General features: G+C 68.2%; 17 protein-coding genes. All 17 read right to left on the bottom strand.

Translation table 11 applies throughout. From position 1 onward, the window contains the following. Window positions 1-10 precede the first annotated feature (10 nt). The gene (gene rplW, locus ACRYCC_RS01150; protein ID WP_433807711.1) at window positions 11-313 is read right to left on the bottom strand and encodes a 50S ribosomal protein L23; all 303 of its coding nucleotides are present in this window, start codon (window positions 311-313) and stop codon (window positions 11-13) included. Continuing rightward, the gene (rplD, locus tag ACRYCC_RS01145) at window positions 310-930 is read right to left on the bottom strand and encodes a 50S ribosomal protein L4 (protein ID WP_433807709.1); all 621 of its coding nucleotides are present in this window, start codon (window positions 928-930) and stop codon (window positions 310-312) included. Before rplD ends, rplW begins: the two co-directional genes overlap by 4 nt. Then, complete coding sequence (gene rplC / locus ACRYCC_RS01140; RefSeq protein ID WP_433807707.1) at window positions 927-1,577, bottom strand: 50S ribosomal protein L3; 651 nt, start codon at window positions 1,575-1,577, stop codon at window positions 927-929. The genes rplD and rplC overlap by 4 nt, the downstream gene beginning before the upstream one ends. 13 nt (window positions 1,578-1,590) lie before the next feature. Next, complete coding sequence (gene rpsJ, locus ACRYCC_RS01135) at window positions 1,591-1,899, bottom strand: 30S ribosomal protein S10 (protein WP_012854632.1); 309 nt, start codon at window positions 1,897-1,899, stop codon at window positions 1,591-1,593. A gap of 149 nt (window positions 1,900-2,048) precedes the next feature. Beyond that, the gene (tuf, locus tag ACRYCC_RS01130; RefSeq protein WP_433807704.1) at window positions 2,049-3,242 is read right to left on the bottom strand and encodes an elongation factor Tu; all 1,194 of its coding nucleotides are present in this window, start codon (window positions 3,240-3,242) and stop codon (window positions 2,049-2,051) included. Between the two features lie 86 nt (window positions 3,243-3,328). Continuing rightward, window positions 3,329-5,440, bottom strand: coding sequence for an elongation factor G (gene fusA / locus ACRYCC_RS01125; RefSeq protein ID WP_433807702.1), 2,112 nt, complete (start codon window positions 5,438-5,440; stop codon window positions 3,329-3,331). A gap of 45 nt (window positions 5,441-5,485) precedes the next feature. Continuing rightward, window positions 5,486-5,956 (bottom strand): 30S ribosomal protein S7, encoded by a 471-nt coding sequence (gene rpsG / locus ACRYCC_RS01120; protein ID WP_433807700.1) that lies wholly within the window; start codon window positions 5,954-5,956, stop codon window positions 5,486-5,488. Further along, window positions 5,956-6,330, bottom strand: coding sequence for a 30S ribosomal protein S12 (rpsL, locus tag ACRYCC_RS01115; RefSeq protein WP_019632621.1), 375 nt, complete (start codon window positions 6,328-6,330; stop codon window positions 5,956-5,958). The genes rpsG and rpsL overlap by 1 nt, the downstream gene beginning before the upstream one ends. A gap of 425 nt (window positions 6,331-6,755) precedes the next feature. Continuing rightward, window positions 6,756-9,257, bottom strand: coding sequence for a hypothetical protein (locus ACRYCC_RS01110; protein WP_433807697.1), 2,502 nt, complete (start codon window positions 9,255-9,257; stop codon window positions 6,756-6,758). A 345-nt stretch (window positions 9,258-9,602) separates the two neighbouring features. Beyond that, window positions 9,603-10,226 (bottom strand): GNAT family N-acetyltransferase, encoded by a 624-nt coding sequence (locus ACRYCC_RS01105; protein ID WP_433807695.1) that lies wholly within the window; start codon window positions 10,224-10,226, stop codon window positions 9,603-9,605. 174 nt (window positions 10,227-10,400) lie between these two features. Continuing rightward, window positions 10,401-14,273: a DNA-directed RNA polymerase subunit beta' gene (locus tag ACRYCC_RS01100; RefSeq protein WP_433807693.1), complete on the bottom strand. Its 3,873-nt coding sequence runs from the start codon at window positions 14,271-14,273 to the stop codon at window positions 10,401-10,403. Between the two features lie 20 nt (window positions 14,274-14,293). Next, a complete protein-coding gene (gene rpoB, locus ACRYCC_RS01095) occupies window positions 14,294-17,761 on the bottom strand; it encodes a DNA-directed RNA polymerase subunit beta (RefSeq protein WP_433807691.1) in 3,468 nt (1,155 codons plus the stop codon). A 392-nt stretch (window positions 17,762-18,153) separates the two neighbouring features. Beyond that, window positions 18,154-19,053: an Rv1363c family protein gene (locus tag ACRYCC_RS01090; protein WP_433807689.1), complete on the bottom strand. Its 900-nt coding sequence runs from the start codon at window positions 19,051-19,053 to the stop codon at window positions 18,154-18,156. Further along, window positions 19,050-19,580: an Rv1363c family protein gene (locus ACRYCC_RS01085; protein WP_433807687.1), complete on the bottom strand. Its 531-nt coding sequence runs from the start codon at window positions 19,578-19,580 to the stop codon at window positions 19,050-19,052. Before ACRYCC_RS01085 ends, ACRYCC_RS01090 begins: the two co-directional genes overlap by 4 nt. Further along, window positions 19,577-20,989: an MCE family protein gene (locus ACRYCC_RS01080; RefSeq protein ID WP_433807685.1), complete on the bottom strand. Its 1,413-nt coding sequence runs from the start codon at window positions 20,987-20,989 to the stop codon at window positions 19,577-19,579. The genes ACRYCC_RS01085 and ACRYCC_RS01080 overlap by 4 nt, the downstream gene beginning before the upstream one ends. Continuing rightward, window positions 20,986-22,251, bottom strand: coding sequence for an MCE family protein (locus tag ACRYCC_RS01075; RefSeq protein ID WP_433807683.1), 1,266 nt, complete (start codon window positions 22,249-22,251; stop codon window positions 20,986-20,988). The genes ACRYCC_RS01080 and ACRYCC_RS01075 overlap by 4 nt, the downstream gene beginning before the upstream one ends. Next, window positions 22,248-23,531, bottom strand: coding sequence for an MCE family protein (locus ACRYCC_RS01070; protein ID WP_433807681.1), 1,284 nt, complete (start codon window positions 23,529-23,531; stop codon window positions 22,248-22,250). The genes ACRYCC_RS01075 and ACRYCC_RS01070 overlap by 4 nt, the downstream gene beginning before the upstream one ends. Between the last annotated feature and the right edge of the window lie 7 nt (window positions 23,532-23,538).

The following is a 23,538-nucleotide window of genomic DNA, read 5'->3' as shown; positions in this document are numbered from 1 at the left end:
TGCTGCCGGCCTAGGCGGCCGGGCCGCCGAAGATGTCGATGCGCTCGCCCTCGGCCAGGCTGACGATGGCGCGCCGGGTGTCCGGACGCTTTCCATAGCCGTACTTGGTCCGCTTGCGCTTGCCAGGCCGGTTGATCGTGTTCACGCTCACGACCTTGACCCCGAACACCGACTCGACCGCCTGCTTGATCTGGGTCTTGTTGGCGTGCAGTGCCACGAGGAACGTGTACTTGTTCTCGTCCAGCAGTCCGTAGCTCTTCTCCGAGACGACCGGCGCGAGGAGGATGTCCCGGGGGTCAGCGATCTTGTTCACTTGTCGCTCCCCTGCTTCGTCTTCGTCGCGTGGGCGAGGAAGTCCTCGTACGCCTTCTCGGTGAAGACGACCTCGTCGTTGACGAGGACGTCGTAGGTGTTGAGCTGGTCGGACATGATCACATGCACGCTCGGCTCGTTGCGCAGGCTCTTCCAGGTCACCTCGTCCTCCCGGTCCAGGACCAGGAGCACACGGTTGGCCTCGATCACCGAACGCAGAGCGGTCAGAGCGTCCTTGGTCTTGGGCGCGTCGCCCTCGAGCAGAGCGCTGACCACGTGCACGCGGCCGTGCGAAGCCCGGTCCGAGAGCGCACCGCGCAGCGCGGCCGCCTTCATCTTCTTGGGCGTCCGCTGGCTGTAGTCACGCGGCTGCGGGCCGTGGACGACGCCACCGCCGGCGAACTGCGGGGCTCGCGTGGAGCCCTGGCGCGCCCGGCCGGTGCCCTTCTGCCGGTACGGCTTCCTGCCGCCACCGGAGACCTCGCCGCGGGTCTTGGCCTTGTGCGTGCCCTGACGGGCCGCGGCCAGCTGCGCGACGACGACCTGGTGGATCAACGGAATGTTGACCTTCTGGTCGAAGATCCCGGGGGCCAGCTCGATGTCCAGCTTGCTGGTCACTTGCCCGCTCCCTTCACCGAGGTACGGACCAGAACCAGGCCGCCGTTCGGACCGGGGATAGCGCCCTTGATGAGCAGCAGGCCCTTCTCCGCGTCGATGGCGTGGACGGTCAGGTTCTGGACGGTCGTGCGGGCGTTGCCGTGCCGCCCGGCCATGCGCATGCCCTTGAAGACGCGACCCGGGGTCGCGCAACCGCCGATGGAGCCGGGCGAACGGTGCTTGCGCTGCGTGCCGTGCGAAGCGCCGAGGCCCTTGAACCCGTGGCGCTTCATGACACCCGCGGTGCCCTTGCCCTTGCTGGTGCCTGTGACGTCGATCCTGGCGCCGGCCTCGAAGACCTCAACGGTGATCTCCTGGCCGAGGTCGTACTCGGAGGCGTCGTCGGTCCGCAGTTCGACGAGGTAGCGGCGTGGGGTCACGCCCGCCTTCTCGAAGTGACCCGTGCGCGGCTTGTTCACCTTGCGCGGGTCGATCTGCCCATAACCGAGCTGGACGGCCTGGTAGCCGTCGGACTCGGCGGTACGGACCTTGGTGACGACACACGGCCCGGCCTGGACGACGGTCACCGGAACCATCCGGCCCTCATCGTCGAAGACCTGGGTCATTCCGAGCTTCTCGCCCAGGACGCCCTTCCTGTTGTTACTCATCTCTGGCGCGTCCTTAGAGCTTGATCTCGATGTCGACGCCGGCCGGAAGGTCGAGCCGCATGAGCGAGTCGACCGTCTTGGGCGTCGGATCGATGATGTCGATCAGCCGCTTGTGCGTGCGCATCTCGAAGTGCTCGCGCGAGTCCTTGTACTTGTGCGGCGAGCGGATGACGCAGTACACGTTCTTCTCGGTCGGCAGCGGCACCGGGCCCGCGACCTTGGCGCCCGTCCGCGTCACCGTCTCGACGATCTTCTTCGCCGAGGAGTCAATGACCTCGTGGTCGTAGGCCTTGAGCCGGATGCGGATCTTCTGTCCCGCCATGGTGGCCTCGGTGTCCTTTACTGGTAGTGCCGCTGGTTACTTCGGAGATCGTGCCGCGGACCCGCGGGGGGCCTTGGCCCCGTCCGCCCCTGAGGACGGTGGGGGCATGCCCCCCGCGGGTCCGTGACGACGACCGGTTGCTGCTGTTACTACTTGAGGATCTTGATGACCCGGCCGGCGCCGACGGTGCGGCCACCCTCCCGGATCGCGAACTTCAGGCCCTCTTCCATGGCGATGGGCTGGATGAGCTCGACGCGCATCTCGGTGTTGTCGCCCGGCATGACCATCTCCGTGCCCTCGGGGAGGTGCACGACGCCGGTCACGTCCGTGGTGCGGAAGTAGAACTGCGGGCGGTAGTTGTTGAAGAACGGCGTGTGGCGGCCGCCCTCGTCCTTGGACAGGATGTAGACCTGCGCCTCGAACTCGGTGTGCGGGGTGTTGGTGCCCGGCTTGATGATGCACTGGCCGCGCTCGACGTCCTCACGCTTGATGCCGCGCAGCAGCAGACCGACGTTGTCGCCGGCCATGCCCTGGTCGAGCAGCTTGCGGAACATCTCGACGCCGGTGACGGTCGTCGTGGTGGCCTTCTCCTTGATGCCGATGATGTCGACGGTCTCGTTGACGTTCACGACACCGCGCTCGATCCGGCCGGTGACGACGGTGCCACGACCGGTGATCGAGAAAACGTCCTCGATCGGCATCAGGAAGGGCTTCTCGGTGTCACGAACCGGCTCGGGGACGTTCTCGTCCACGGCGGTCATGAGCTCGATGATCTTCTCGCCCCACTCGGCGTCGCCCTCGAGGGCCTTCAGCGCCGAGACGCGCACGACCGGCAGGTCGTCGCCCGGGAACTCGTACTCCGACAGCAGCTCACGGACCTCCAGCTCGACGAGCTCGAGGATCTCCTCGTCGTCGACCATGTCGGCCTTGTTGAGCGCCACGACGATGTAGGGAACACCGACCTGGCGGGCCAGGAGCACGTGCTCCTTGGTCTGCGGCATCGGGCCGTCGGTCGCGGCCACGACCAGGATCGCGCCGTCCATCTGCGCGGCACCCGTGATCATGTTCTTGATGTAGTCCGCGTGACCGGGGCAGTCCACGTGCGCGTAGTGACGCTTCTCGGTCTGGTACTCGACGTGCGCGATCGAGATGGTGATACCGCGCTCGCGCTCCTCCGGCGCCTTGTCGATGTCCTCGAAGGCGGAGGCGGCGTTGAGGTTCGGGTACCGGTCGTGGAGCACCTTGGTGATCGCTGCGGTAAGGGTGGTCTTACCGTGGTCAATGTGCCCAATGGTGCCGATGTTTACGTGCGGCTTCGTCCGCTCGAACTTGGCCTTGCCCACTGGTGTCTCCTTGAGAATCTGACGCCCTGCGACGTTCGTCTTTGATGGTTCTGGCTATTTGTCTGGCTGGTCTGCGGCAGCAGCGCTTATTCGCCCCGCGCCTTCGCGATGATCTCCTGCGCGACGTTCCCGGGAACCTCCGCGTAGGAGTCGAACTGCATGGTGAAAACAGCCCGGCCCTGGGTCTTGCTGCGCAGATCACCCACGTAGCCGAACATCTCGGAGAGGGGAACGATGGCCTTGACGACCCGTGCGCCGTGCACTTCGTCCATGGCCTGGATCTGGCCCCGGCGGCTGTTGAGGTCGCCGATCACATCCCCCATGTTGTCCTCGGGCGTGGTGACCTCCACCGCCATCATGGGCTCCAGCAGCGCCGGGTCGGCCTTGCGGGCCGCTTCCTTGAACGCCATGGAGCCGGCCACCTTGAACGCCATTTCCGAGGAGTCGACCTCGTGGTAGGCGCCGTCCAGCAGAGTGACCTTGATGCCGACCATCGGGTAGCCCGCGAGGACCCCGAACTCGGCGGCGTCCTGGCAGCCCGCGTCCACGGACGGGATGTACTCCCGCGGGATACGGCCACCGGTCACCTTGTTCTCGAACTCGTAGGCGTCGCTGCCGCCGCCGAGGGGCTCGAGCTTGATGATGACCCGGCCGAACTGGCCGGAGCCACCCGTCTGCTTCTTGTGGGTGTACTCGAGCTTGTCCACCGTGCGGCGGATGGTCTCGCGGTACGCCACCTGCGGACGGCCGACGTTGGCGTCGACCTTGAACTCGCGCTTCATCCGGTCGACGAGGATCTCCAGGTGGAGCTCGCCCATGCCCGCGATGATGGTCTGCCCGGTCTCCTCGTCCGTACGGACCTGGAAGGACGGGTCCTCCTCGGCGAGCCGCTGGATCGCGGTGCCCAGCTTCTGCTGGTCGACCTTGGTCTTCGGCTCGATCGCGACGTGGATGACCGGCGCGGGGAAGGTCATGGACTCCAGGATCACCGGGTTGCCCGGGTCGCACAGCGTCTCACCGGTGGTGGTCTGCTTGAGGCCCATGACGGCGACGATGTCGCCGGCGCCCACGCGCTCGATCTCCTCACGCTTGTTCGCGTGCATCCGGTAGATCTTGCCGATGCGCTCCTTGCGGTCGCGCACGCTGTTGAGCACCGCCGTGCCGGTCTCGAGCACGCCCGAGTAGACCCGGACGAAGGTGAGCTTGCCCAGGTGGGGGTCGCTCATGATCTTGAATGCCAGACCGGCGAAGGGCTCGTCCTCGCTCGGCTTGCGGGCGATGACGACGTCCTCGTTGCCCATCTTGTGGCCCTCGATGGCGTCCACGTCGACCGGCGAGGGGAGGTAACGCACGATGGCGTCGAGCAGCGGCTGCACGCCCTTGTTCTTGAAGGCCGTGCCGCACAGCACCGGAGTGAGCTTGGCCGCGAGAGTGGCCCGCCGGATCGCCGGGATCACCTGCTCCTCGGTGGGCTCGTTGCCCTCGAGGTACAGCTCCATGATCTCGTCGTCGGCCTCGGCCAGCGTCTCGATCAGCTTGTCGTGCCACTCACGCGCGACGTCGGCGTGGCTGTCGGGGATGTCGACGCTGTCGTACATCTCGCCCAGCTTGGCCTCGGCGTTCCAGACCAGGGCCTTCATGCCGACCAGGTCGATGACGCCCTTGAAGTCCGCCTCGGCGCCGATCGGCAGCTGCAGCACCAGCGGCACCGCGCTCAGCCGGTTGACGATCATGTCGACGCAGCGGTGGAACTCAGCGCCGACCCGGTCGAGCTTGTTAACGAAGCAGATCCGCGGCACGCCGTACCGGTCGGCCTGACGCCACACGGTCTCGGACTGCGGCTCGACACCGGCGACGCCGTCGAACACGGCGACCGCGCCGTCGAGCACCCGGAGCGACCGCTCCACCTCAACGGTGAAGTCGACGTGCCCGGGGGTGTCGATGATGTTGATGGTGTGCTCGACCTTGTCGACCGGCCACTTGCAGGTCACCGCGGCAGACGTGATCGTGATGCCGCGCTCCTGCTCCTGTTCCATCCAGTCGGTGGTCGCAGCTCCGTCGTGGACCTCGCCGATCTTGTAGCTCATCCCCGTGTAGTAGAGGATGCGCTCGGTCGTCGTGGTCTTGCCCGCGTCGATGTGAGCCATGATCCCGATGTTGCGGACCTTGGACAGGTCCACACCGGTGTGAGTAGCCACTGTGCTCGCGTTCCTTGCGTCGTCTCGTACGTCGTCTGCCGCTGATTACCAGCGGTAGTGGGCGAAGGCCTTGTTGGAGTCGGCCATCTTGTGCATGTCCTCGCGCTTCTTCACGCTCGCGCCGAGGCCATTGCTCGCGTCGAGCAGCTCGTTCATCAGCCGCTCGGTCATCGTCTTCTCACGGCGCGCACGGGAGTACAGCACCAGCCACCGCAGCGCGAGGGTGGTGCTGCGCGCCGGGCGCACCTCGACCGGCACCTGGTAGGTCGCGCCACCCACACGGCGGCTGCGGACCTCGAGGGTCGGCTTCACATTGTCGAGCGCGCGCTTGAGCGTCACGACCGGGTCGTTGCCGCTCTTCTCACGAGCGCCTTCGAGGGCGTCGTACACGATGCTCTGGGCGATCGAGCGCTTGCCGTCGAGGAGCACCTTGTTGATCAGCGCGGTGACCAGCGGCGAGTTGTACACCGGGTCGGCGATCAGCGGGCGCTTGCCAGCGGGTCCCTTGCGCGGCATCAGCTCTTCTCCTTCTTCGCGCCGTAGCGGCTGCGAGCCTGCTTGCGGTTCCGGACGCCCTGGGTGTCCAGGGAACCGCGGATGATCTTGTATCGAACACCCGGGAGGTCCTTCACACGGCCACCACGCACGAGCACGATCGAGTGCTCCTGCAGGTTGTGCCCGACGCCGGGGATGTAGGCCGTGACCTCTATCCCGCTCGTCAGCCGGACACGAGCGACCTTGCGAAGCGCAGAGTTCGGCTTCTTCGGCGTCGTCGTGTAGACCCGCGTGCAGACACCCCGACGCTGCGGGCTCCCCTTGAGCGCCGGCGTCTTGTTCTTGGTCACCTTGTCCTGGCGGCCCTTGCGGACCAGCTGCTGGATCGTGGGCACCGCGTCTCCGTCTTCCTCGTACGAGCCGGTAAGTCTTATCTGTTCAATCACGACCTCTTGCGAAGCTGTGACCTGCCGGTTTCCCGACCTCTCCGACCCCCGCGGTCGGGCGTGTCGCGCCCTCCGCAATGCGCCCGGCTCCCCACGAAGAGGGGCCGGATCGAGCCGGGGAGTTGAGCTGCGGCGCGCGGCAAGTGCCAGCACGCACGCAGACTGACCCGCGAACCGCGGGCACGAAGGGAGAGACTACCTAACCCTTGCGTCAAAGGTCAAAACGAAGGGCAGGAGTGCCCGTCGCGACGACCTTCCCGGCCATCATAACGGCAGAACGCCGACGGGATGCTCCCGTCGGCATTCTGTCCTGTCCTGGTGCGATTAGGGAAGAGGCCACGCGGACATGGGCCCGGCCGGGGCCGGAGCCGGGCTCAGCCGGAGAGCAGGAAGAACACCAGGATCGCCACCACGACGAGCACGATGACGGCTCCGATGCCGAAGACCATCAGCTTGTTGGAGCCCGACTTGGCCGAGTCCTCGTGGTACTCGCCCACCGTGCCGTAGCCCGGGTAGCCCTCGGCGCCCTGCCGGCCCTGGTGCTGACCACCTTGGTACTGCCCCTGGTGCTGACCGCCCTGGTACTGGCCGCCCTGCTGCTGATCGCCCTGCTGACCGTAGGCGTGCTGGCCGTAGCCCTGCTGACCCTGCTGCTGGCCCTGCTGCTGACCGTGGTGCCGGCCTTCGGGCTGCGCGTAGGCCTGCTGGCCCTCCTGGCCGTACCCCTGCTGGGCGGCGGCGTGCCGGCCCTCCTGGCCGTAGCCCTGCTGGCCTTCCTGGCCGTAGCCCTGCTGGCCCTCCTGGGCGTAGCCCGGCCGGCCCTCCTGGCCGTACTGCTGCTGCTGGCCGTACTGCTGGCCGTAGCCCGGCCGGCCGTCCTGGCCGTACTGCTGCTCCTGGCCGTACTGCTGCTGGCCGTATTCCTGCTGCTGGCCGTAGGGCTGCTGGGGGTACTGCTGACCCTCGGGCCGGCCATAGGGCTGCTGCTGGTCGTGGCCCTGAGTCGCGTCCTGCTGGCCGTACGCGGGGTAGCCACCCTGGGCGTAGGGCTGCTGCTCCGCGGCGGGCTCCGACCGGCTCTGCCACGGCTGGCCGGCATCGGCCCGGGTGGCGTCGTCGGCGGCCGGCGTCGAGGCGCGGAACGCCTGGGTCGCCATGGAGTCCTCGTCCTGAGCCCCCGGCGTGGCCTGACCCTGGCCGTACGACGGCTGCTGCTCGCCGTAGGACTGCTGCTCACCGTAGGACGGCTGCTGCCCGTACGCGGGCGGTTCGTCGGCGGCGGCACCGAACCCGCCGCCCTGCGCGGGCGGCGGCACGATCATGGTCCGGTCTCCGTCGGCGGCGTCCTCCGCCCGCGAACCGGACGTGGCGCCCGCGTCGGAGCCGCCCGGGTCGAGCCCGAACGACGACAGCGGCCGGTCCAGCGCGGTGGCCGGCGGAGCGTTCACCGGCGTGGCCGGGCCCGGGTCGGGCTCACCGGACGACGACCGGCCGCCCGCAGCCGCTCTCGGCGTCTCGGGGGCGGCGGGAGCCTGCCATGGATCGACGGAGCTCTCCCCCGCCACCAGGCGGTCGTTGGTCGGCGTGACCTGGATGTCGTCGGTGGGCGTCCAGGCCGCGGTGGCCTGCTCGTCCCCGGGAGTCCACGCCGCGGTGGCCGGGCCGCCGGAAGCGGCCTGCTGCTCGTGGGACGGCTGGTCGCGCTGCTCCCGGGCCTCCGGCGAGCGGTCATAGGACGGCTGCCCGTACGACTGCGGCGTGGCGCCCTCCTGGCCGCCTCCGTAGCCCGGAGCCGGCTGCTGACCGTACGGGTCCGGTGCCGTCTGCCCGTACGGCTGCTCGGTCCGGCCGGGGGCACCCGGCTGGGCGTACGGCTGGTACTGCTCCGGCTGGCCGTACTGCTGCCCGTAGGTCTGGTCCGGCTGCGCGTAGGAGCCCGGCTGCTGGGCGTGCCTCGGCTGCCGGCCCGCGTCCTGGCCGTGCTCGTACCCGGCCTGCGGCTCCTGCGGGTAGCCGGGCTGCTCACCGTACGGCTGGCCCTGCTGGGGCTGCTGGGGCTGGCTCTGCTGCGGCTGACCGTAGAGGTCCTGCGGCTGCGCGGGCGGCTGTCCGTAGGCTCCCGGCGACTCGGCCTGGCGGCCGTACGGCTGCTGCTCCTGCGGGGCCGGCTGCCGGCCGTACTCGGGCTGACCGTACTGGCCGCCCGGCTGCTGACCGGGCTGCTGGCCGTACTGCTGCTGGCCGTACTGGGGCTGGCCGTACTGCTGCGGCTCCTGGGGCGACTGGCCGGGCTGCGTGTCGTAGTGCTGCTGCCCGTACCCAGGCTGGCCGTACTGCTGCTGGCCGGGCTGCTGGCCGTACTGCTGCTGCCCGTACTCGGGCTGGCCGGCCGGTGCCTGGCCGTACTGCTGCTGCCCGTACTGCTGGCCCGGCTGCTGGCCGTAGGGGGCCTGCGGCTGCGCGGGCCGGCCGTAGGGCTCCTGGGCGCCGGGCGGCTGGGCGTAAGGGTCCTGGGGCGCCGCGGGCTGCGCGTACGGATCCGCGGGCTGCCCGTAGGGGGCCGCGGAGACCGGAGGCTGCCCGTACGCGGGTGCCGCCGGCGCCTGGCCGTACGGCGCCGCGGGGCTCTCCGCGGGCGGCTCGGGTGACCTGGGCGCCGGCGCGCCGGCGGGCGCGGACCCACCGAGCTGCGGTGCGCCGAATACCACGGTGCGATCACCCGGCGGCCGGACAGGCGGGTCGATCTTCGCGCCCTCGGCGTCCTTGTTGTCGTCGGCGCCCTTGTTCTCGTCGCTCTGGCCGCTCACCGGCGCGCCCGTCCCGGACTCATCCGGCAACGGCCACTGCGGTCCCTGCGTGCCGCCCTGCTCGGTCATCGTCAGGCTCCTTCAGTGCCATCACCCCAGACCCCCGTCCGGGCGTGCGGGTATCACCCCGCTGGGTTTTCTTCATACAGCCTGCCGTGCACCTTGTCACACCGCAAATCACCGCGCTTCCGTGAGCACCGGCAGGTCACCACCGGTTACCGCACGGTCACCTCATCCGTCGATCGCCCGGACGCCGCCCGGCCGCGGTGCGGCCCGTCCCCCTCTCGGCAAGCCGGCCCCGAAGAGCTCCCACCGACCACCGTCCGGCCCTCGCCCGGAGGAGCAACCGGCGACCTTCGAAGGACCGTGGGGGTGGGCCGACCCCGCCGCCCGCACGCGACTCGTCCGGACCCGTCAGCCGGACGTCCCGGTCTCGCACCGGGCGGCTGAGGGCTCACCGTGGTGGAACCAGGCGGCGGGTATCACCCGCCCGTCGGAGAGGCGGTGCTCCCTGGGTCCCTCGACGAACCGGAATCCCGCAGACGCCAGCGCCCGGCTACTGGCCTTGTTGGCCGGCTCGGCACCGGCCCAGATGTCGGGGAGGCCGAGATGCCGGTGCGCGAACCGGGCACCCCCGGCGAACAGCTCGGTCCCGAGGCCCCGGCCTCGATAGCCGGACGCCAGCCAGCCGCCCATCTCGAGACGCTCCAGGTCGATCGAGACCAGACCCGCGTAGCGGCGGCCGGCCGGATCGATGGCGAGCAGCTGGCCGGGGCAGGGATCGGCCGACTCGAGCCAGAGGGTGCCCACCCGCCGGACCCGCTTGGCCAGCAACCGTTTCCGCTCGTGGGAGGACATGAGCTGGTCAGGCCTCCAGCCCAGCCAGCGCTGGGCTTCCGGGTCGCTGCCACCGGCGGCGGCCAGGCTGAACTCCCAGGACATCAGCGTCCGCAGGAGCAGGTTTCCCGTCCAGATCTGGTGCGTTCCGTCCGCGCACCTCGCGATCCCGTCCCACCACGGCCGACGGCCCCACATCATGCGCACCTCGGTAGTCGCGGACCATGATCGGCGAAGAATATCCCGTCTTGCCCGTGATCCGTCGCCGGCGGGGCCCCGGTAACGCCAGAGGCCCTTCCCGAAAAGCTCGGGAAGGGCCTCTGAGCTGCTGAGCCCGGTGGTCAGCGGTGCCGTACGGCACCCTGACCGACCTCGCTAGCGGTTGTACTGACCGAAGTCGTACTCCTCCAGCGGCACTGCCTCGCCGGAGCCCGTGCCGAAGGCGTACTCGGCGCCGTCGTCGTAGGAACCGACGGAGTAGACCGCCGCCTTGGCCTCTTCGGTCGGCTCGACCCGGATGTTGCGGTACTGCGGCATGCCGGTACCGGCCGGGATGAGCTTTCCGAGGATGACGTTCTCCTTGAGACCCAGCAGCGAGTCGCTCTTGGAGTGCATGGCCGCCTCGGTGAGCACCCGGGTCGTCTCCTGGAAGGACGCCGCCGACAGCCAGGACTCGGTGGCCAGCGACGCCTTGGTGATACCCATGAGCACCGGACGACCGGCAGCCGGGGTACCGCCCTCGGCGACGACGGACCGGTTGGTCCGCTCGAAGATCGGCCGCTCGATCAGGTCGCCCGGCAGCAGGTCGGTCTCCCCGGCCTCGAGGATGTTCACCCGCTTGAGCATCTGCCGAACGATGATCTCGATGTGCTTGTCGTGGATCGACACACCCTGCGAGCGGTAGACCTCCTGCACCTCGCTGACGAGGTGCAGCTGGACCGCGCGCGGGCCGAGGATCCGCAGCACCTCGTGCGGGTTGATCGCACCCACGATGAGCTGCTGGCCGACGTCGACGTGCTGACCGTCCTTGACCAGCAGGCGGGACCGCATGGAGACCGGGTAGGCGATCTCCTCGGACCCGTCGTCCGGCACAATGATGATCTTGCGCGTCTTCTCGGTCTCGTCGATCTTGACGCGGCCGGCGACCTCGCTGATCGGGGCGACACCCTTGGGGATGCGCGCCTCGAACAGCTCCTGGACACGCGGCAGACCGTGCGTGATGTCCGCACCGGCGACACCGCCGGTGTGGAACGTACGCATGGTCAGCTGGGTGCCGGGCTCACCGATGGACTGGGCGGCGATGATGCCGACGGCCTCACCGACGTCCACCCGCTTGCCGGTGGCCAGCGAACGGCCGTAGCAGGCGGCGCAGACGCCGACCTTGGCCTCGCAGACCAGGGCGCTGCGCGTCCTGACCTCCTCGACCCCCGCCTCGACGAGCTTGGTGATGACCGGGTCGCTGAGGTCGGTGTCGGCCGGGAAGATGACCGTCCCGTCGACCACGATGTCCTCGGCGATGGTCCGGCCGACCAGGGCCGTCTCCGACGTCGTCGGCTTGACCAGCGTGCCGTCGGCGGTCTTGTCGGCCACCCGGAAGGGGATGGTGCGGTCGGTGCCGCAGTCCTCTTCACGGACGATGACGTCCTGGGCGACGTCGACCAGACGACGCGTCAGGTAACCGGAGTCGGCGGTACGCAGAGCGGTGTCGGCCAGACCCTTCCGGGCGCCGTGCGTCGAGATGAAGTACTCGACGACCGACAGACCCTCACGGAACGACGACTTGATCGGCCGCGGGATGGTCTCACCCTTGGGGTTGGACACCAGACCGCGCATACCGGCGATCTGCCGGATCTGCAGCGGGTTACCACGGGCACCGGAGTTGACCATCATCCAGACCGGGTTGGTCTTGGGGAAGGCCGCTTCCATGTCCTTGGCGACGTCCGCGGTCGCGTGGTTCCAGATCTCGATGAGCTCCTGACGGCGCTCGTCGTCGGTGATCAGACCACGGTCGTACTCCCGCTGGACCTTGTCGGCGCGCTTCTCGTACCCCGACAGGATCTCGGCCTTGTTCGGCGGCGCGATGACGTCCTCGATGGAGATCGTCACGCCGGACCGGGTGGCCCAGTGGAAACCGGTGCTCTTGAGTGCGTCGAGCGCGTTGGCGACGGTGACCTTCGGGTACGTCTCCGCCAGCTCGTTGACGATCACCGAGAGCTGCTTCTTGCCCACCTCGTAGTTCACGAAGGGGTAGTCGGGCGGCAGCGTCTCGTTGAACAGCGCCCGGCCGAGGGTGGTCTCCAGCCGGTACGGCTGACCGGCCTCGTAGCCCTCCGGCGCCTGCCAGCCGCGCGGCGGCGGGACGTCGGTGAGCCGGAGCTGGATCTTGGCCTGCAGATCCAGCTTCCCCTGGTCGTACGCCATGATCGCCTCGGGGATGGAGCCGAACGAACGGCCCGCCCCCTCGGCCTCGTCCTTGTCGGTCGTCAGCCAGTAGAGGCCGATCACCATGTCCTGGGTGGGCATGGTGACGGGCTTGCCGTCCGACGGCTTGAGGATGTTGTTGGTCGAGAGCATCAGGATGCGCGCCTCGGCCTGGGCCTCGGCCGACAGCGGCAGGTGCACGGCCATCTGGTCACCGTCGAAGTCCGCGTTGAACGCGGTGCAGACGAGCGGGTGGATCTGGATGGCCTTGCCCTCGACCAGCTGCGGCTCGAAGGCCTGGATGCCGAGACGGTGCAGGGTCGGTGCCCGGTTGAGCAGCACCGGGTGCTCGGTGATGACCTCTTCGAGCACGTCCCACACGACCGCGCGGGCGCGCTCCACCATGCGCTTGGCACTCTTGATGTTCTGCGCGTGGTTGAGGTCGACCAGCCGCTTCATCACGAACGGCTTGAACAGCTCCAGCGCCATCTGCTTGGGCAGACCGCACTGGTGCAGCTTCAGCTGCGGGCCGACGACGATGACCGAACGGCCGGAGTAGTCGACGCGCTTACCGAGCAGGTTCTGCCGGAACCGTCCCTGCTTGCCCTTGAGCATGTCCGACAGCGACTTGAGCGGGCGGTTGCCCGGGCCGGTGACCGGCCGGCCGCGGCGGCCGTTGTCGAACAGCGCGTCGACGGCCTCCTGCAGCATCCGCTTCTCGTTGTTGACGATGATCTCGGGCGCGCCCAGGTCGAGCAGGCGCTTGAGCCGGTTGTTCCGGTTGATGACCCTGCGGTACAGGTCGTTCAGGTCGGACGTGGCGAACCGGCCACCGTCGAGCTGCACCATCGGGCGCAGGTCCGGCGGGATGACCGGGATGCAGTCCAGCACCATCCCGAGCGGTGTGTTGGTGGTGTTGAGGAACGCGGAGACGACCTTGAGCCGCTTGAGCGACCGGGCCTTCTTCTGTCCCTTGCCAGTACGGATGATCTCGCGAAGCTTCTCCGCCTCGGCTTCGAGGTCGAAGTTCTCCAGGCGAGCCTGGATCGCGCGAGCGCCCATGCCGCCCTGGAAGTACTTCCCGAAGCGGTCGCGCATCTCGCGGTACAGCATCTCGTCGCCCTCGAGGTCCTGGACCTTGAGGCTCTTGAAGCGGCTCCAGACCTCGTCGAGCCGGTCCAGCTCGCGCTGGGCACGGTCGCGGATCTGCTTCATCTCGCGCTCGGCACTCTCGCGTACCTTGCGGCGCTGGTCGGCCTTGGCGCCGGCGGCCTCGAGCTCGGCCAGGTCGGCCTCGAGCTTCTGCTGCCGTGCCTCGAGCTCCGCGTCGCGCCGCTGCTCGATCTGCTGGCGCTCCACCGAGATGTGCGCCTCGAGCGTGGGAAGATCCCGCTCGCGCTTCTCGGTGTCGACGCTGGTGATCATGTAGGCCGCGAAGTAGATGATCTTTTCGAGATCCTTCGGAGCCAGGTCGAGCAGGTAGCCGAGACGGCTGGGCACGCCCTTGAAGTACCAGATGTGCGTGACCGGGGCGGCCAGTTCGATATGGCCCATCCGCTCACGACGCACCTTGGCACGGGTCACCTCGACGCCGCAGCGCTCACAGATGATGCCCTTGAACCGGACGCGCTTGTACTTACCGCAGTAGCACTCCCAGTCGCGGGTCGGGCCGAAGATCTTCTCGCAGAAGAGTCCGTCCTTTTCCGGCTTGAGAGTCCGGTAGTTGATCGTCTCCGGCTTCTTGACCTCGCCGTGGGACCACTGGCGAATGTCGTCTGCGGTCGCCAGGCCGATCCGAAGCTCGTCGAAGAAGTTGACGTCAAGCAACTTGTTTCCCCTTGAGTTGATCAGACCTCTTCGACACTGCTCGGCTCACGCCGGGACAGGTCGATGCCGAGCTCTTCCGCAGCGCGGAAGACGTCCTCGTCGGTGTCGCGCATCTCGATGGACATGCCGTCACTTGAGAGCACCTCAACGTTCAGGCACAGCGACTGCATTTCCTTGATGAGCACCTTGAAGGATTCCGGGATGCCCGGCTCCGGGATGTTCTCGCCCTTGACGATGGCCTCGTACACCTTCACGCGGCCGAGGACGTCGTCGGACTTGATGGTGAGCAGCTCCTGCAGGGCATAGGCGGCGCCGTACGCCTCCAGTGCCCACACCTCCATCTCACCGAACCGCTGGCCACCGAACTGGGCCTTACCGCCGAGCGGCTGCTGGGTGATCATGGAGTACGGACCCGTCGAACGAGCGTGGATCTTGTCGTCGACCAGGTGGAGCAGCTTCAGAATATAAATGTATCCGACGGAGATCGGGTCCTTGAAGGGCTCACCGGTCCGGCCATCGAACATCCGTGCCTTACCGCCCGGACCGACCATGCGCTGGCCGTCCCGGTTGGGCAGGGTGTGCTCGATCAGCCCGGTGACGTCGTCCTCGCGGGCGCCGTCGAAGACCGGGGTCGCTGCCTTGGTCCACGGCGGAGCCTCGTCGGCGCCGATCGCCTTGAGCGCCTTCTTCCAGTCGGCGTCGTCGCCCTCGACCTTCCAGCCACGGCTGGCCACCCATCCGAGGTGGGTCTCGAGCACCTGGCCGACGTTCATCCGGCCGGGCACACCGAGCGGGTTGAGCACGATGTCGACCGGGGTGCCGTCCTCGAGGAACGGCATGTCCTCGACCGGCAGCACCTTGGAGATGACACCCTTGTTACCGTGCCGGCCGGCCAGCTTGTCACCGTCGGTGATCTTCCGCTTCTGGGCCACGTACACGCGGACCAGCTCGTTCACGCCCGGCGGGAGCTCGTCGCCCTCGTCCCGGCTGAACACGCGGACACCGATGACCTTGCCGGACTCACCGTGCGGCACCTTCAGCGAGGTGTCGCGGACCTCACGGGCCTTCTCCCCGAAGATCGCCCGAAGCAGGCGCTCCTCCGGGGTCAGCTCGGTCTCGCCCTTGGGCGTGACCTTGCCGACCAGGATGTCGCCGGTGACGACATCGGCGCCGATGCGGATGATGCCGCGCTCGTCCAGGTCGGCGAGGACCTCTTCGGAGACGTTCGGGATGTCCCGGGTGATCTCCTCCGGGCCCAGCTTGGTGTCCCGGGCATCGACCTCGTGCTCCTCGATGTGGATCGAGGAGAGGACGTCGTCCTGGACCAGCCGCTGGCTGAGGATGATCGCGTCTTCGTAGTTGTGGCCCTCCCACGGCATGAACGCCACGAGCAGGTTCTTGCCGAGCGCCATCTCGCCCTGGTCGGTGCAGGGTCCGTCTGCCAGGACCTGCCCGACCTCGACGCGCGCTCCCTCGTCCACGATGGGCTTCTGGTTGAAGCACGTGCCCTGGTTGGAGCGCTTGAACTTGGCGACCCGGTAGGTGTTGCGCGTGCCGTCATCGTTCATGATCGTCACGTAGTCGGCCGAGACCTCCTCGACCACGCCCGCCTTCTCCGCGGTGATGACGTCGCCGGCGTCGGTCGCGGCACGGTACTCCATGCCGGTGCCGACCAGCGGCGCCTCACTGCGCAGCAGCGGTACGGACTGACGCTGCATGTTCGAGCCCATCAGGGCCCGGTTGGCGTCGTCGTGCTCGAGGAAGGGGATCATGGCCGTGGCCACAGACACCATCTGGCGCGGCGAGACGTCCATGTAGTCGACCTCGGTGGGCCGGATGAACTCGACCTCACCGCCCTTACGGCGGGCGAGGACGCGCTCCTCCACGAACGTGCCGTCGTCGTTGATCGGCGAGTTGGCCTGAGCCTTGATGTGCCGGTCTTCTTCGTCGGCCGTCAGGTAGTCGATCTGGTCGGTGACGATGCCGTCGACGACCTTCCGGTACGGCGTCTCGACGAACCCGAACGGGTTGATCCGCCCGAAGCTCGCGAGCGAGCCGATCAGGCCGATGTTCGGGCCTTCCGGGGTCTCGATCGGGCACATCCGGCCGTAGTGGGACGGGTGAACGTCACGGACCTCGAAGCCGGCCCGCTCACGGGACAGACCACCGGGACCCAGCGCGGACAGACGCCGCTTGTGCGTCAGGCCGGCCAGCGGGTTGGTCTGGTCCATGAACTGGGACAGCTGGCTGGTGCCGAAGAACTCCTTGATGGAGGCGACGACCGGCCGGATGTTGATCAGGGTCTGCGGCGTGATCGCCTCGACGTCCTGAGTGGTCATCCGCTCCCGTACGACGCGCTCCATCCGGGCCAGGCCCAGGCGGACCTGGTTCTGGATGAGCTCGCCGACCGAGCGCAGCCGGCGGTTGCCGAAGTGGTCGATGTCGTCGACCTCGACCGGTACGGGGGCGCCACCGACGGTGCCCTCCTCCTCACCGGCGTGCAGCCGGACGAGGTAGTCGATCGTGGCGACGATGTCGTCCTCGGTCAGCGTGCCCTGACGGACGCCCAGGTCGAGCCCCAGCTTCTTGTTCACCTTGTAACGGCCGACCTTCGCGAGGTCGTACCGCTTGGAGTTGAAGTAGAGGTTCTCCAGCAGCGTCTGCGCCGACTCCTTCGTGGGCGGCTCGCCCGGGCGCAGCTTGCGGTAGATATCGAGCAGAGCGTCGTCCTGGCCGGTGGTGTGATCCTTGTCCAGGGTGATGCGCATCGACTCGTAGTCACCGAAACGCTCGAGGATCCGGGCCTCGTCCCAGCCAAGCGCCTTGAGCAGGACGGTCACGCCCTGCTTGCGCTTGCGGTCGATCCGGACCCCGACGTTGTCGCGCTTGTCGATCTCGAACTCGAGCCATGCACCGCGCGACGGGATCACCTTGCAGCCGTAGATGTCCTTGTCGGACGCCTTGTCGAGCTGCCGGTCGAAGTACACGCCGGGCGAACGGACGAGCTGTGAGACGACGACACGCTCGGTGCCGTTGATGATGAAGGTGCCCTTCGGGGTCATGAGCGGGAAGTCGCCCATGAACACCGTCTGGCTCTTGATTTCTCCAGTGGAGTTGTTGATGAACTCCGCGGTCACGAACATCGGCGCGGAGTAGGTCATGTCCTTGTCCTTGCACTCCTCGACGGAGTACTTGGGCGGCTCGAACCGGTGATCGCGGAACGAGAGGGACATGGTCCCGGAGAAGTCCTCGATGGGACTGATCTCCTCGAAGATCTCCTCGAGACCCGACTGGGTCGGGACGCTCTTGCTACCGGCTTCCTGGGCCGCCTCGACCCGGGACTTCCACCTCTCATTGCCCAGCAGCCAGTCAAAGGACTCGGTCTGCAGCGCGAGGAGGTCCGGGACTTCGAGCGGCTCCTTGATGCGCGCGAAAGATACGCGGTTCGGACCGGTTGCGGGTTTCGAGGCGTTGCGCGAGGCTGCCAAGAGTGGTCCTTCCGAGGGCTCGCGGCGGGCTGACGACGCGCAGGCCAGACCTTCCATGGCAAGGCCGTGAGCAGGAAGCTCAGAGGTGGCACTCGCGCGTGAAAAGTCAGAAGGCAGCGCAAAGGGGCAGTGTAGCCGACCGGCACACTGCACGCAACTCTAGCCCCGCAGTATGCATCACAGTTGCCTCGTAGGATTGCTCGTCAGCGCCGCCCAGTCAAGGGCTGACGTGGACATTTCGTGCACGGATCAGCAGTGAGTAACGCCACAGTTTAGAGACCTGGATCACACGGTACCGGTCCTGGACCCCCGAAAACGGACCTAAAAGATCAAGCGGCCGGCCCCCGTGGGGGCCGGCCGCTCGAACGTCCGGATCCTGGTCGCGTGTCCGGTCAGAGGGCCTCGACCTTGGAGACCAGCCAGCGGCTCCCCACCTTGTCCACGGTGAGCCGCAGCCGGTACTGGTCGGTGCCGCGCGGCTGGTTCAGCCTGCTGGTCTCCTGGTTGAGGAAGACCACCGCGACGACCTGCTTCGCGCCGACCTGCTCGACCCCGGCCTTGAGCACGGTGCCGACCACGACGATCTGCTGCTGCATGGCCGTCTCGCGGACCCGGCCCATCATGTCCATGTACTGCTGCCGGAAGGCCCCGGTGGCGGCGTTCGCGGACGTCTTGAAATTGGACTCCAGGGTCCGGTAGTCGTACGACGAGAAGTCCTGGGCGGCGCTGGTGGCCGCGTTGAGACCGTCCTTCGCCGCGCTCTCCTTGGCGTTCAGGTCCTTCTGCCAGGACCACAGCAGCACCACCGTGGCGGTCAGCGCGATCGCGACCACCGACAGCACGGCGACGATCAGCACCGGGCCCCGGCGGGAACCGGCGGGCTCGTCGTCGTCCTCGTCCTCGACCGGTTCGGGCCGGGCGGTCTTGACGACCCTAGCCTGCCTGCCCTTGGCCGGCTTGCTCTGGGCCTGTACGCCCTTGGCCTGCTTGCCCTTGACCGGCTTGGACCCGGCCTGCTCCTCGGGCTCGTCCAGCTCGTCCTGCTCGTCCTGGTCGGCTTCCTCGTCGGCTTCCTCGCCGGCCGAGTCCTCCTCGTCGGCGAGCTCCTCGTCCGCAGGGTCCTCGTCGGCCAGATCATCCTCGGCCAGGTCCTGGTCCGCCACGTCCACGGCGTCCGCGGCGTCGTCCTCGGCGGACTCGTCCTCGGCCTGGGCCTCGGTGGCCGTGGTCTCCTCGTCGGCCGCGGCCTCTTTGGCCCTCTTGTCGCGCTTGCGACGACCCAGCATCGTCATGGGACCAGCACCACCTTCGACACGAGCCAGCGATCGCCGACCCGCGTGAGCTCCATCGAGTATCGGTAATTGCGCTGAACGCCCTTGGACACCTGCGGTGTGACCACCAGGGCCGTGACGGAGACGATGGTCTCCGCCGAGTCGGAGTCGAAGTTCACGACCCCGGCGTGGACCGTCTGGACCGTCTGCACGGCCTTGCCCTTGGTCATGACGTCCAGGAACTGCTTGGAGACCGTGCTGCCCCACTGGTCCTTGAACTCACCGGTGGCGCCGCTGAGAATGCGGTCCGAGGCCTGCTGAGCCTGCCTGTAGTCGACGTTGACGAGGTTGACGGCCTCCTGCCGGGCGGCGCGCTCGATCTGGGTACGGCGGTCCACGGCGTCCTGCGCGTGGCCCACTCCCAGCCCGAGCACGATCGCCGTCGCCGACAGGCCGACGATCAGCACCCCCAGCAGAGCGGCGGCGATCCACATCCCGCGCCCGGCGGTGGCCCGGGCGGGTACCGTCTCGGACTCGTCTGACGTCACTTCGTCAGCGGTCCTAGCAAGAGCCACTTCCACGAGGCATCCCCCAATAGGCGCTGTTGTCCTCCGGTCGCCCCGACGACGTACCGCTTACCGTCCGGCCCGACGTATGCGCCGGTCACGGGATCGTAGCCGGTCATATAGACCGAATTAGTCGACGCAGCCTGGTACGGCAGGATCTTGGAGTCTGATTCCTTGCTCTGGCCGCTCGCCTGGCTCCGCCCGGAGGAGGAGCCGGAGGAGCCGTACGCCCCGCCGGGGGGCGCACCGGCGGCGTCCGTGGCACCGGCGGGGAGCGCCGGGCCGGGCCGGGGCGCGGGAGCGTTGCGAGCACCCCGGACGACCAGATTCGAGCTCTTCGGCAGGGTACAGCCGAGGTTGAGGTTCGCGGGCGGATTACTGGTGACCTGTGGATAGCGGACCCGGGCCTTCTCGTAGCCCTTGGTGCACGGCGGCGGCGCGTCGAAGTTCAGGACCAGGCCGAAGTGCTCGGTGCCGTCTCCGGGAGTGACGGTGAAGGCGCCGCCCAGGGTCGCCGGGTAGAGGATCAGCAGCGACCGCAGCCCGTCGATGCGCTGGGCGATCACCTGCCCGGTCGCGGTCAGGTTCGACAGCAGCACCGGCAGGGTCGGGCCCAGGTCGTCGATCAGCTTGCTCACCTGGACCACGGTGGGCCCGGTGGCACTGATCGCCGAGCGGATGCTCGGGTCGTCCTTGCGGATCTCCTCGGTGAGGACGGAGAGGTTGCGGGCGAAAGTCTTGATCGCCGCGCCCTTGTCCCGCTGGGTGGCCAGCACGGTCTTGCTGTTGTCGAGCAGCTCGGACGTGGAGTCGTAGTTGTCGTCGAGCTCCTTGACCAGCTTGTCGCTGGAATCGAGGATCGTCTGCAGGTCCGCGGCCGAGCCGGCGAACCCCTTGTTCAGCTCGTCCACGATGGTGCCCAGGTCCTTGGGATCGACCGAGGTGACGAGCTTGTCGATGTTCTTGAGCAGCTCGGAGGTCTGGACCGGGACCCGGGTCTCCTTGATCGTGTAGGCGGGGCCGCTGTCGAGGTAGGGGCCCTTGTCGGTCCGCGGCTGCAGGTCGATGTACTGCTCGCCGACCGCCGAGCGGTTGGCCACCACCGCGATGGTGTCCCGGGAGATGTGCCGCCCGCGGTCGAGCTTCAGCTCGATGCGCACGCCGTCCCGGGTCAGTTTGATCGGCCCGACCCGGCCCACCCGTACGCCGCGGTAGGTCACCTCGGAGTTGGTGAACGCGCCGCCCGAGTCGGCCATCTCGACGTACGCCGTGTACCGGGTGTTGAACAGCCCCGAGCCGAAGCCGAGGTAGTGCACGAGCGTGTAGCCGACCCCCAGCACTGTGATCATCGCGAAGGCGATCAGCTGGAGCTTGACACCAGGCTTGATCATGACAGCCCTCCCGTGATCAGCGTCTGCACGCCGGGTTCGGCACTGCCCGCCGGCGGGAGCGCCCCGCCCGTGTTGGTGCCGCCGGTGCCGCCGGTCGACCCGCCGGACTGCCCGGTGGCCGAGGTCAGCCCGGCCGGGAGCACGCCCAGCGGCGACTGCGGAATGATGATCTGCGGCGGCTTGAGCTGGGACCGCAGCTGGTCGCCCTGCTTGGCGAGCTGCCCGTCGAGGGCGGTGCCGCCGAGCAGGTTGTGCGCCAGGTTCTTCAGATCGAGGTCGATCGTCATGTGGATGTTGGCGTAGTCGCCGACCTGGGTGTTGGTGTAGGTCGGCGGGAACGGATACGACAACAGCAGTTCCAGCCCCTTGGGCAGGTTCGCGCCCGCCCGGTTCAGGTTGATCAGGAGCGGTTCCAGCGCCTTGAGGTTGGCCAGCAGGTCGGCCCGCGACTTGTTGATCACGTTCGTGGTGACGTCGCCGAGCCTGCCGAGGCTGACCAGCATCTGCGTGAGGTCCGCCCGGTTCTGCTTGAGGACCTGGACGGCCGGGCCGGTCTTGTCGATGGTGTCGGCGATCGTCTTCTTCTCCGCCGCGAGCTTGCCCGAGAGCCGGTCGATGCTGTCGAGCGCCCGGGTGATGTCGGCCTTCTGCCGGTCCAGGGTGCCGACGAAGGTGTTGACCCGCCGCAGCACGTCCTTGATGGTGTCCTCACGCCCGTGCAGGGCCGCGTTGAGCTCCTGGGTGATGGTCGACACCTGCTCGATGCCACCGCCGTTGAGCAGCAGCGACAGCGCCGACAGCACCTCTTCCACCTCGGTCGTACGGGTCGTGCGCGACAGCGGGATCTCGTCGCCCTGACTGAGCGTGCCGGACGGGGCCTCCTGGGTCGGCGCCGACAGGGCGACGTACTTCTCACCCAGCAGGCTGGTCTGGCCGATGGTGGCGACGGCGTTGTCCGGGAGCTTCACGTCCCTGCGCAGCTTGCACACGACCTGCGCGTGCCAGCCCTGCAGCCGGATCTTGGTGACCTTGCCGACCGAGACGTCGTTGACCTTGCAGGTGGACTGCGGCACCAGGTCCAGCACGTTGGCGAAGTCGACCTTCACCTCGTACGGGTTGCTGCCGGTGTCCGGGCCGCCGGGCAGCGGCAGTGAGGAGATGCCGCCGAACGAGCACCCCGACAGGGCGAGCAGCCCGGTGAACGCCGCGGCCGCGGTCACCGCCTTGCCCCCGTGCCGGGTGGGCAGCACACGGCGCTTCATCGGGTACCTCCAGGGAAGAGCCCGCCGAGGGTCTTGTTCGGGTCGGTGCCGCCCGTCCGGGCCGTCGTGCCCGCCTTGGCACCCTTGCCGGCCTTGGCCTTGCCGCCCTTGCCGTTGGGGCCGTAGGCGTCCGGGGGCGGCAGTACGGGGTCGTAGGTGGTGGTCAGCGCCGTGATCCAGGACAGGTCCAGGTTCAGGTTGATGCCGGCGGCCGCCTTGTTCAGCGGAGCCAGCATCGCCTCGCACTGCTTGGGCGGGGAGCCCAGCGAGTAGGCCAGCGAACAGATCCACATGGCCGGGTTCTTGAACTGGCGGAGGTCCGCGCGGGTGCCCAGGGTGCCGCTGATCGGGTCGTAGGCGTGCGCCAGGTTGGCGATGCCGACCGGCGCCGTGCTCAGGAACTCGCCCAGCGCGTCCTTCTGCTTGACCAGCACCGCCGTCACCTGGGCGAGCTGCCGTACGTTGGCGGCCAGCTCGGTGCGGTTGCCCTTGACGAACTGGGTGACGTTGCGCAGCGTCGGCCCGAGGGTCTCCAGGGCGGCCCCCAGCTCGTCCTTCTCGCCGGCCAGCTGTCCCGAGACCCCCGCCAGGTTGTCGGTGAAGCTGCGGACCTGCTGGTCGTTGGCCGCCAGCGCCGCGGTGATCTTGCGCAGGTTCTCCACCGTCGCGGTGATGTCCTTGCGGTCCTCGCTGAGCGTGCTGAGCACCGTCGCGGTGTCCTTGATGGTGCCGCGGATGTCCTCTCCCTGCCCGCTGAGGTTGCTCGCGCCGACCTGGAGCAGCCGGGAGAGCGCCCCGCTGGAGTTGGCGCCCTCCGGCCCGAGCGCCTTGTTGAGGCCGTTCAGGCTGCCGGTGACGTCGTCGACCTCCACCGGCACGACCGTACGGGTCACCGGCAGCGTCGTGCCGTCCGCCAGCACGCCGCCGCCCCGGTAGACGGGGGTGAGCTGGATGTAGCGGTCGGAGACCAGCGTCTGGCTGACGATCACGGCTTGGGCGTTCGCGGGGATCTTCTGGTCGGCGTCGTACTTCATGTCGATCCGGACCGAGGCGCCGGCCGGGTTCACGCTGGTCACCTGGCCGACCTTGATGCCGAGCACCCGGACGTCGGCGCCCGGGTAGAGCCCGACGGCGCTGGTGAAGTACGCCGTGAGGTGGCGGTCCTTGCCGTCGGGCCAGAGCACGACGACGGCGCCCACGACCAGGGCTGCGATGACGAGCACGACACCGAGGCCGAGGATGGGCCGGCTGCGGCGTGGGGGGGAAGTGGGGGACGTCACGTCTACC

This window comes from Actinomadura scrupuli (assembly GCF_050971785.1).
Taxonomy (GTDB): Bacteria; Actinomycetota; Actinomycetes; order Streptosporangiales; family Streptosporangiaceae; genus Actinomadura_E; species Actinomadura_E scrupuli.
Note: the sequence above shows the minus strand (reverse complement) of the source record. Positions and strands in the feature narration are given on the sequence as shown.

What these genes read in the sequence shown, in the direction of transcription:
- ACRYCC_RS01090 (WP_433807689.1), bottom strand. Translation starts at nt 19,053, where the DNA reads ATGACGATGCTGGGTCGTCGCAAGCGCGACAAGAGGGCCAAAGAGGCC.
- rplC (WP_433807707.1), bottom strand. Translation starts at nt 1,577, where the DNA reads ATGAGTAACAACAGGAAGGGCGTCCTGGGCGAGAAGCTCGGAATGACC.
- rpsJ (WP_012854632.1), bottom strand. Translation starts at nt 1,899, where the DNA reads ATGGCGGGACAGAAGATCCGCATCCGGCTCAAGGCCTACGACCACGAG.
- rpsG (WP_433807700.1), bottom strand. Translation starts at nt 5,956, where the DNA reads ATGCCGCGCAAGGGACCCGCTGGCAAGCGCCCGCTGATCGCCGACCCG.
- ACRYCC_RS01080 (WP_433807685.1), bottom strand. Translation starts at nt 20,989, where the DNA reads ATGATCAAGCCTGGTGTCAAGCTCCAGCTGATCGCCTTCGCGATGATC.
- ACRYCC_RS01075 (WP_433807683.1), bottom strand. Translation starts at nt 22,251, where the DNA reads ATGAAGCGCCGTGTGCTGCCCACCCGGCACGGGGGCAAGGCGGTGACC.
- ACRYCC_RS01110 (WP_433807697.1), bottom strand. Translation starts at nt 9,257, where the DNA reads ATGACCGAGCAGGGCGGCACGCAGGGACCGCAGTGGCCGTTGCCGGAT.
- ACRYCC_RS01105 (WP_433807695.1), bottom strand. Translation starts at nt 10,226, where the DNA reads ATGATGTGGGGCCGTCGGCCGTGGTGGGACGGGATCGCGAGGTGCGCG.